Genomic DNA, 9,604 nt, shown 5'->3' on the forward strand with positions numbered 1-9,604 from the left:
AGTTCCTACGCAAACCGCCCGCCTCTTGCTGGTCGCTGTCTCCCACCCTCCGTCATGCTCGGGCTTGACCCGAGCATCCACGCCCAGCACTCCGCGTGCATGTTACGCGTCGTACTCTAACTACCAACCTTGATCACCGCCTTGATCAGCCCGTTCTTCTCATGCGCCCAGCGGGCGAGGTCGCGGGGCGTGTCGGCGAGCGTTGTGCGGTGGGTGATGAGTTTGTCGACGGGCACGAGGCCTTTGGCGATCGAATCGGCCACATGCTCGAAATCGGCGCGGGTGGCGTTGCGGCTGCCGATCACCATCATTTCGCGTTTGTGGAATTCCGGGTCGGAAAAGCGGATATCGTCTTTGACGACGCTGACCAGCACCAATGCGCCGCCATGGGCGACGAAGGAGAAGGCTTTTTCCATCGAAGGGCCGTAACCGGTGGCGTCGAAGACCACGTCGAAACCGTCGCCATTGGTTGTTTCGCGCACGGCATCCATTGTCGCCTCGTTGGCGACGATGCCGGAGGTGAAGCCGAAGCGCTCCGAGGCCATCTGCAGCCGCTCAGCGCTGGTGTCGAGCAACGTCACTTCATGGCCGGCAATGCGTGAGAAGATCGCTGCCCCGAGCCCGATCGGCCCGGCGCCGATGACGAGCGCTCGCGCGCCGGCGCCGGTCATCGAGCGGCGCACCGCATGGGCGCCGATCGCCAGAAACTCGACGGTTGCGGCCGCCTCGAGGCTCAGTCCCTTGGCGGCATAGAGGTTGCCCGCCGGAACCGAGATCTCCTCGCAGAAAGCTCCGTCCGTATGGACGCCGAGCACCTTGATATTGGTGCAGCAATTCGGCTTGCCCTGGCGGCAGGCGACACATTGGCCGCAGGACAGATAGGGATTGACGATGACGGGTGTTCCCACAGCCATGTCAACGCCTTCGCCTGCTTCCAGCACCGTCGCCGAGACCTCATGCCCCATCACGCGGGGATATTCGAGGAAAGGATGTTTGCCCTCGAAGATATGATAGTCGGTGCCGCAGATGCCGACATGGCTGACCGCCAGGCGCACCCAGCCAGGCGCCGGTGCCGCAGGCAAAGGACGCTCGACGATCTCGAGCACGCCGGGCTCCCGGCAAACAACTGCTTTCATGACGGGTCTCGCATTCTTGGGAGTTGACGAAGCCGGCCTGTTCGACCGGCTTCTCTTGGCCGCTCAATTGCTCCGGCGGCGGCGCAGTTGGTCGAAGAAGACGATCACGATGATCAGGAGACCGGTGATGATGCGCTGCCAGAAGGAGTTGACGTTCAGAAGGTTGGCGCCGTTGTTGATGGTGGCGAGGATGAAGGCGCCGATCAGCGGGCCGTGTACCGAGCCGACCGCGCCGAACAGGCTGGTGCCGCCGATGACGGAGGAGGCGATCGCCTGCAATTCCCAGCCATCGGCCTGCGTCGCATTGCCGATCGCGATGCGCGAGGCAAGCAGCACGCCGACGAAGGCGGCAAACGAAGCCGAGAGGATATAGGCGAGGTAGATCATGCCCTTGACGTTGACGCCGGAGAGGCGGGCAGCTTCCGCATTCGAGCCGACCGCGAAGAGATAGCGGCCCCAGCGGCTCAGATGCAGGAAGATGAAGGAGGGCACCGCCACCAGGATGACCATCCAGAACAGGCTCGGTATGCTGAACAGGTCGGCGCGGGCGAAATTGCTGAAATTCTCATTGGTGATGTTGATCGTCGAGCCGTTGGTGATCAACAGGCCGATGCCGCGCAGCGACGTCAGCGTTGCCAGCGTGATAATGAACGGCGGCAGGCCCATATGGACGATGCCGAAGCCATGGAAGGCCCCGATCGCCATGCCGATGAGCAGCGTCAGCACGATCGCACCCCAGACCGGCACGCCCGCCTGCAGCAGCCAGGCAATGATGACGGTACAGAAACCGACGATGGCGCCGACCGAAAGATCGATGCCGGCGGTGATGATGACGAAGGTCTGGCCGAGTGCCAGGATCGCCGTCATCGCCCCCTGACGCAGCAGGTTCGAAATGTTGAGCGGCGTCCAGAAGCTCGGGGTAACAACGCCGAGCACGATCCAGAGGAAGATCAAGAGCCCGATCAGCGTCAGGCCGAACAGGATGTTCATTTTCCGGCGCGGCGGCGGCGCGACGATTTCGGTGGGGGTGGCAGTCATGAATTTTCTCCCTCTTAGAGCATTTCCGTTTTCTTCAAACCACGGAAATGCCCTATCTCTTTGTTCTGACGCAATTTCCGGACGCAAAACCGCAACGCAGTTTTGCTGGAACTGCTTGTGCTCAGACGCCGATCGCTTCGCTGAGCACTTCTTCATGCGTCGCCGCGTGGTAATCATGGCTCGCGACGATTTTGCCGCCGCGGAAGACATGCAGCCGGTCGGCCAGTTCGTAGACCTCGGGCAGGTAGGAGGAGATCAGGATGATGCCCGCGCCCTCCTTCAGAAGCTTGGCGAAGAGCCGGTAGATTTCCGCCTTGGTGCCGACGTCGACGCCGACGGTCGGCTCGTCGAAGATGAACAGCCGGGCGCCGTGGCTCAGCCACTTGCCGATGACGATCTTCTGCTGGTTGCCACCCGACATGCTGGAGGCCGGAACACGCCGGCTTGGCGTCTTGATGCTGAGATCGCGGATCTGCTTGTCGGCATTGGCCGATTCGCGCGTGTGGTTGATGACAGGCCCGTGGCTGAGGCGCCCGAACACCGGCAGGTTGATATTGAGGCCGATCGGCAGGTTGAGGCAAAGCCCCTGGTCGCGCCGGCTTTCCGGCGCCAGCGCAATGCCGAGTTCCATCGCCGTGCGTTCGTTGCGGATGTCGACCCGTTTGCCCATCCACTGGATATCGCCTGCCGTTGTCGGCTGGCGGCCATAAAGGCCGAGCGCGAATTCGCTGCGCCCGGCGCCGATCAGGCCGTAGAGCCCGACGATCTGCCCGGCCTTGACGCTGAGCGACACGTCTTCGAAGCCCGGGCCGGAAAGGCCGTTGACGGCAAGGATCGTCTCGCCGATGGCGATCTCTTCCTTGTGGTAGATCTGCTCGATCGAGCGGTTGATCATCAGCGCGATCAGTTCGGCATCGTTGGTCTCTCCGATCAGCCGCGTGCCGACATGCGTGCCGTCGCGCAGCACCGAGACACGGTCGGCAAGCTCGAAGACTTCCTCCATGCGATGGCTGATATAGACGATGGTGACGCCTTCGCCCTGCAGGCGGCGGATCAGCTTGAACAGCTGCGCCGATTCCTGGCGCGTCAGATAGGCTGTGGGTTCGTCGAAGATCAGAAACTGCGTGCCGCGCATGGCGGCGCGCGCCGTCGCGACCAGCTGCTGCTGGCCGATCGTCAGCGAGCTGAGCAGCGCGCCGGCCGGCAGGCCGAAGCCGAGATCGTCGAGCACGGCCTGCGCCAACTTCTGCATCTGCTTCTTGCGCATCAGGCCGTAGCGGTTGACTTCGTCACCGAGGAAAAGGTTGGCGGCGACCGTCAGGTGCCGGCAGAGCACGACTTCCTGGTGCACGGCGTTGATGCCGCGGGCGATTGCCTCGTTTGGCGTCGACAGGCCCACAGGCTGGCCGCACCACAGCACTTCGCCGGCCGTACGGGTAATGACGCCGGTCAGCAATTTGATCAGGGTGGATTTGCCGGCGCCGTTTTCGCCGACGATGGCGTGGATTTCACCGGCAAGAAAGGTCAGCGTCGCCGGCTTCAGCGCCTGCACATGACCGTAATTCTTCTGCAGGCCCTTGAGTTCGAGGATAGGCGATCCGGCGGGAATTCGATTGGCTTCTTTCAGCGTGGCGCTGTCATCGTGGCGATGACTGACCTCTTCCAGTCCGATCATGGACCTCTCCTCCTTGTGTCACGTCTGCTCTCCATCCCCTGGTAACCATAGCATGGCCCCTGGTAACCATAACATGGATGGAAAAAGCCGCGCCGGTTTTTGAAGCCGGCGCGGCCTGTCTGTCTTGCTTACTTGATCTTCGGGTTCAGCAGCGCGTCGATCTTCGGATCGGCCATATTCGCCTTGGTGACGAGGTTGGCGCCGGTGTCGACATTGGCTTCGACCTTCTCGCCCTTGGAGACGGCAAGCGCGGTCTTCACGCCGTCATAACCCATGCGGTAGGGGTCCTGAACGACGAGGCCGGCAATGGCGCCGTCCTTGAGGAAGCCGACGGTCTTGTCGTCGCTGTCGAAGCCGATGACCTTGATCTTGTCGCCGAGCTTGTTTTCGGCGATCGCCTGACCGACGCCCTGCGCCAGGATCAGGTTCGAGGCGAAGACGCCGACGAGCTTCGGGTTAGCCGTGATCAGGTCGGTCATCATGTTGAGGCCGGTCGTTGCCTGGCCGTCGCCGTACTTGTCGGCAATGACCTTCAGGCCCGGATGCTTGGTCTTCACCTGATCCAGGAAGCCTTCGCGGCGCTGCTCGAGCGAGCCGACGCCGGGAAGGTTGGTAAGAATGACGATTTCACCCTCTTCCTTGCCGGTCATGCCCTTGATGGCGGCTGCCAGGCCATCGGCGGCGATACGGCCGCCCTGAACGTTGTCGGTCGTCAGGAACGACTTGAACGCCTTGGAGTCGGCACCCGAGTCGATGCCGATGATCGGAACCGACTTGGCGGCTTCATCGATCGGCTTGCCAAGCGCCTTGAATTCGGTCGGCGAAATGACGACGGCGGCCGGCTTGCCGGCAACGGCGTTCTCAAGAATGCTGATCTGGCCGTTGACGTCGGACTCAGCCTGGGCACCGAGTTCCGGCACCTTGACGCCGAGATCCTGGCCTGCCTTGCGGGCGCCGGCCAGAACGATCTGCCAGTAGAAGGACGTCGTGTCCTTGACGATGATCGGGATCGTCACGTCGGCGGCAAAGGACGTAACCGGCATCGCCGTGGCGATAACGGCAGCGCCGGCAAGCGCCGTAAAGGCGCGACGGGACAGAAGGGATTTCACGATAGTCATAAGGGTTCTCCTCTCAAGATGCGTTCTCCTCCGAATAAATCGGCCGCTGAACGCAGGCGGACGATTTTTATCGATAAAAAACATTTGCAGGGAGAAGCTAGCCGAGGCGCAATCAAATTGCAAGAGCGTCAAACTGGCTTTTTTGCTTTGGTAAATTCCCCCCAAGCAACTGATTTTATTCCAATACCACGATAACCTAAAATAGGTATCAGTCCAGATCGACCTCATGCGGATGCACGACGCCCTTTTTCAAAATCAGGTTTCCGTACAGCCGGAATTCCGTCGTCGCGACGATATAGGTGGCCTTGCGGGCCATCGCGTAGAAGGCGAAACGCTCCACCGGTACGATCGGAAAATCGCCGGCGCGCCTGGCAACGATCTGCTGGAACTCGGCGCAGACCTCCGGCACGGCGTGCGGGTCGCCGACCACCTCCATCCGCCACGCCGCTTCCGGCACGAAGGTGTCGAGCGGCATGTGGGCGAGGATCGCTTCGGCCATATCAGTGGCGCTGACGCCGTCGGCGCGAATGACAGGCGGGCCCATCGAGCCCGAGGGGAAATTGGCGTCCGATATGACGATGTCGTCGCCATGTCCCATGGTCTTCAGCGCGTGAAGCAGGTCGGGGCCGAGCAGCGGATGAATACCCTTGAGCATAGTGTCTCCTCAGACGCGGACAGCTTCGGCGCCGAGCGGCGGCGCGACCAGCGTATAGGGTTCGAATTCGGCATAGATCTCATCGGCAAGCCGCGGTTCGACGATTTCCATGTTGCGGATCAGGCTCGACGGCTTGGCGGTACCCATCAGCACCGATGCGACGATCGGTTCGAGCAGCGGAAACTGCAGGGCGGGCGCTGCCAGCGGCACGCCGTGGCGCTTGGCGATCGCTTCCATGGCGCCGACCTTGGCAAGCACGTCGTCATCTGCCGGCATATAGTCGAAATGCGCGCCCGGCACCGGACCGGTGGCGAGAATGCCGGAATTGAAGACGCCGCCGACGACCAGCGACGTGCCCTTCTGCCGGCAGAGCGGCAAGAGTTCGGCGACCGCCGAACGGTCGAGCAGCGTGTAGCGGCCGGCCATCAGGATGCAGTCGAGATCGGCGTTGCGCATGACGTCGAGGCAGACGGGCACTTCGTTGACACCGAGGCCGAAGGCCGAGATCGCGCCTGAGGAGCGCAGTTCTTCCAGCGCCTTGATGCCGGAATCGAGAAGCTGCTTCTGGTAGACGGCGTTCTTCGCCGCGCCATGTGTATAGACGCCGATATCGTGCACATAGAGAATATCGATGCGGTTGAGGCCGAGGCGGGCATAGCTGAACTCGACCGAGCGCATGATGCCGTCATAGGAATAGTCGTAATCGGCATCGAAAGAGAGCGGATCGACATAGCTGTAATCGGGCACGGTTCCGGTCGGCACCGGCCGAAGCAGCCGGCCGACCTTGGTGGACAGCACGTAACTGCCGTCCGGCTGGTCGCGCAGGAAATCGCCGACCCGGCGTTCGGCAAGGCCGAGCCCATACCAGGGCGCCACGTCGAAATAGCGGATGCCGCTGTCCCAGGCCGCCTGCAGCGTTTCCATGGCTACCTCGCGCGGGCAGACGCGGTAAAGACCGCCGAGCGCTGCCGCGCCGAAACTGATTTCGGTCACCTCGAGCTTGGTCTTGCCGATCCGTCTCGTCTTCATCATGCCTCCTCGCCAAGTCTTGGGATTTCAGAGCAATTCCAGGAAAAGTGCGAAGCGGTTTTCCGTCCGGAATTTGCATAAAACAAAGGATTAGAGCGTCGCCCCCAGATGCCACGGCACGAATTCATTGTCGCCGTAGCCGAAGAGTTCGCTCTTGGTCTTCTTGCCGGAGGCCGTGTCGACGATGAGCTCGAAGATCTCGCGGCCCTTGCCGCTGATCGTCGCGTCGCCGGTGGCGATCGTGCCGCAATCGATGTCCATGTCCTCTTCCATCGAGGCGTAGAGCGCCGAATTGCTGGAAAGCTTCAGCGATGGCGCCGGCCGGCAGCCGAAGCAGCTGCCGCGGCCCGTGGTAAAGGCGATCATATTCGCCCCGCCCGCCACCTGGCCGGTCGCCGAAACCGGGTCGTAGCCGGGTGTGTCCATGAAGACGAGGCCGGGGGCGGTGACTCGCTCGGCATAACCGTAGACTGCCGTCAGCGGCGAGCGCCCACCCTTGGCAACCGCGCCGAGCGATTTTTCCAGGATGGTGGTGAGGCCGCCGCGCTTGTTGCCGGGCGAGGGGTTGTTGTCGAGCGAGGCGCCGTGCAGAGCGACGTAATCCTCCCACCAGGCGATTTTCTCGTCGAGCTTGTTGGCCACATCGTCGCTGACGGCGCGGCTGCGCAGCAGGTGTTCGGCGCCATAGATTTCCGAGGTCTCGGACAGGATCGCCGTGCCGCCGGCCGCCGCCAGCAGATCGGCCGCGACACCCAGCGCCGGATTGGCGGTGATGCCGGAAAAGCCATCCGAGCCGCCGCATTGCAGGCCGATGATGATCTCGCCGATCGACATCGGCACACGCGTTTCCTTGCCGACATCGGCGGCGATTTCACGCAGCATGCCCATGGCGCGCTCGACCGCGCGGCGTGAGCCGCCGGCATCCTGAATGTTGAAATGCCGCTTCGAGGCGCCGGCGCCGCTCTGGCCGTAGAGCGTCAGCTGGTTGACTTCGCAGCCGAGGCCGATCATCAGCACGCCGCCGAAATTGACATGCCTGGTATAGCCGGCAAGCGTGCGGTGCAGCACGTTCATGCCGTCGCCGGTCGAGCTCATGCCGCAGCCCTGGTCGTGCACGATCGGCACGAAACCGTCGATGCCTTCGTAATGCGGCAGAATCGTCCGATTGGCCTCGTCGGCGATCGCCCGACAGACCGTGGTGGAACAGTTCACGCTGGCGATGATGCCGATATAGTTCCGGGTCGCCGCCCGCCCATCGGCGCGGCGATAGCCCATGAAGGTGCGCGCCCTGTCCTCGCTCGTCGCCATCTCCGGTGCCGAATTGGCGGTCGCCGCCAGCCGGTCGTTTTCAAAATGCAGGTTGTGGCTGTGCACATGGTCGCCGGCCTTGACGTCGGCCGTCGTGCGGCCGATCGCCTGTCCATATTTCACCACGGCGGCGCCGAGCGGAATATCGGCGATCGCCACCTTGTGGCCGGGATCGATTTTTTCACGGGTTTCAATGCCGGCAACCGTCGAACCCGGCGCGATGGCCGCCGTTGCGACCGCGACATTGTCACCGGCCGACAGGATGATCCAAGGCAGTTTGTCCAAGTCTCTTCTCCCCAGAGCGTGATGCCGAAAAGCGTGAGTGGTTTTCGGACGACATCATGCTCCAACTATCGAATTTAGGAAACGCTCGCTGCATCGGCGAATGCGCATTGATTTTGTTTTTTATCTACAATAAACATTTTCAAGTCAACGGGAATATTGATCCTGTGGACGAGGGAGGCAATGAGCCGCAGGCGACCGGAAATAAGCTAAAAGGTCGTTTGAACAAGCCCCGGTCGGGCGCCGTCCTGCTTTCAAGCGAGGGCGGCAGCTGACACGAAGGCGGAAAGCGGGGGTCTGGTGGCACGGCAGAATACGGTCTTCAAGGAAGCCTACAACAGGTATGCCGTGGCCCTGCGCACGGATACGGCACTGCCCTCGGAACCCGAGATCGCCGCCCAGCTCGGCGTCAGCCGCTCGACGGCGCGCGCCATCCTCACCCGTCTCAGCGAAGAAGGCATCATCCGCTGGAACAAGCGCCAGAAGACCGTGCTGCGCCAACCCACAGACCGCGATCTCTTTCCCTCTGAGGAAACCGACTCCCTGCATGATATCATCGAGCGCAGCTTCATGCAGCGCATCCTCGCCGATGATGCAGCCCCCGGCATGCAGATCAACGAGCTGGAGCTTGCCCGCGAGATCGGCACCGGCACAACAAGCGTGCGCGAATTCCTGATCCGCTTCTCCCGCTTCGGCCTGATCGAGAAACGGCCGAACAGCCACTGGACGCTCAAGGGTTTTACCCGCGAATTCGCCCTCGAACTTGCCGATGTGCGCGAGATGTTCGAGCTGCATTCCGCCGCCGAATTCGGCCGGCTTGCCAGGGATAGCCAGTCCTGGGCCGATCTCGCCGCCATCCGCGACGACCATCACGCCATGCTTGCCGACATCAACCAGCGCTACAGGGATTTCTCCGTTCTCGACGAGCGCTTCCACCTGTTGATCCACCGCGCCTCGAAGAACCGCTTCATCGCCGATTTCTACGACGCCATCGCCATCGTCTTCCATTATCACTACCAATGGAACAAGACCGCTGCCCGCGAGCGCAACGAGCGCGCCATCCACGAACATCTGGATTATATCGCAGCCCTCGAATCCGGCGACCAGGCGGCGATCGAAACCGCCTGCCGCATCCACCTGCGCTCCGCCCGCCAGACCCTGCTGCAATCCCTGCCGCAGCTCGCGACGGAGAGCGGCTGAGGGTAAGCGAAAATCGACAAAGGTCGTGCCGTGCAGCCCCCTTGTATCTGCACGTTAGAGATTTTGTGCGATGGAAGCGATTGAGCCTCTGGCCGGGTGGCCACCCGGCCAGAGGCGTGACGAAGTCGCCCGTTCCCCCTCTGGTTACAACCGTGGATGAGCC

The 9,604-nt window shown here is 62.3% G+C and carries 9 protein-coding genes; 2 read left to right on the forward strand and 7 right to left on the reverse strand.

Annotated elements, in window-relative coordinates:
• Positions 1–116 precede the first annotated feature (116 nt).
• From HJB89_RS28315 to HJB89_RS28345, 7 genes are all read right to left on the reverse strand, one after another.
• Entirely contained in the window at positions 117–1,136 is a 1,020-nt protein-coding gene (locus HJB89_RS28315; RefSeq protein ID WP_207582759.1) for a zinc-binding alcohol dehydrogenase family protein, read from the reverse strand.
• Positions 1,137–1,199: 63 nt separating this feature from the next.
• Positions 1,200–2,174, reverse strand: a complete 975-nt coding sequence (locus HJB89_RS28320) for an ABC transporter permease (protein WP_207582760.1) — start codon at positions 2,172–2,174, stop codon at positions 1,200–1,202.
• A gap of 121 nt (positions 2,175–2,295) precedes the next feature.
• Positions 2,296–3,849, reverse strand: coding sequence for a sugar ABC transporter ATP-binding protein (locus HJB89_RS28325; RefSeq protein ID WP_207582761.1), 1,554 nt, complete (start codon positions 3,847–3,849; stop codon positions 2,296–2,298).
• A gap of 128 nt (positions 3,850–3,977) precedes the next feature.
• Positions 3,978–4,967 (reverse strand): ABC transporter substrate-binding protein, encoded by a 990-nt coding sequence (locus HJB89_RS28330; protein ID WP_207582762.1) that lies wholly within the window; start codon positions 4,965–4,967, stop codon positions 3,978–3,980.
• A 208-nt stretch (positions 4,968–5,175) separates the two neighbouring features.
• On the reverse strand, positions 5,176–5,622 hold the full coding sequence (locus HJB89_RS28335) for an RbsD/FucU family protein (protein WP_207582763.1): 447 nt from the start codon (positions 5,620–5,622) through the stop codon (positions 5,176–5,178).
• A 9-nt stretch (positions 5,623–5,631) separates the two neighbouring features.
• Positions 5,632–6,651, reverse strand: coding sequence for an aldo/keto reductase (locus HJB89_RS28340; RefSeq protein WP_221117764.1), 1,020 nt, complete (start codon positions 6,649–6,651; stop codon positions 5,632–5,634).
• A gap of 90 nt (positions 6,652–6,741) precedes the next feature.
• Positions 6,742–8,244, reverse strand: coding sequence for a UxaA family hydrolase (locus HJB89_RS28345; protein ID WP_221117763.1), 1,503 nt, complete (start codon positions 8,242–8,244; stop codon positions 6,742–6,744).
• 56 nt (positions 8,245–8,300) lie between these two features.
• On the opposite strand from HJB89_RS28345, the gene HJB89_RS28350 reads away from it, so the two are divergent.
• Positions 8,301–8,516: a hypothetical protein gene (locus HJB89_RS28350; RefSeq protein ID WP_221142305.1), complete on the forward strand. Its 216-nt coding sequence runs from the start codon at positions 8,301–8,303 to the stop codon at positions 8,514–8,516.
• Between the two features lie 25 nt (positions 8,517–8,541).
• Positions 8,542–9,441, forward strand: a complete 900-nt coding sequence (locus HJB89_RS28355; protein WP_221150834.1) for a GntR family transcriptional regulator — start codon at positions 8,542–8,544, stop codon at positions 9,439–9,441.
• Positions 9,442–9,604 lie beyond the last annotated feature (163 nt).

It is taken from the genome of Rhizobium sp. NZLR8 (assembly GCF_019685025.1).
GTDB lineage: Bacteria > Pseudomonadota > Alphaproteobacteria > Rhizobiales > Rhizobiaceae > Rhizobium.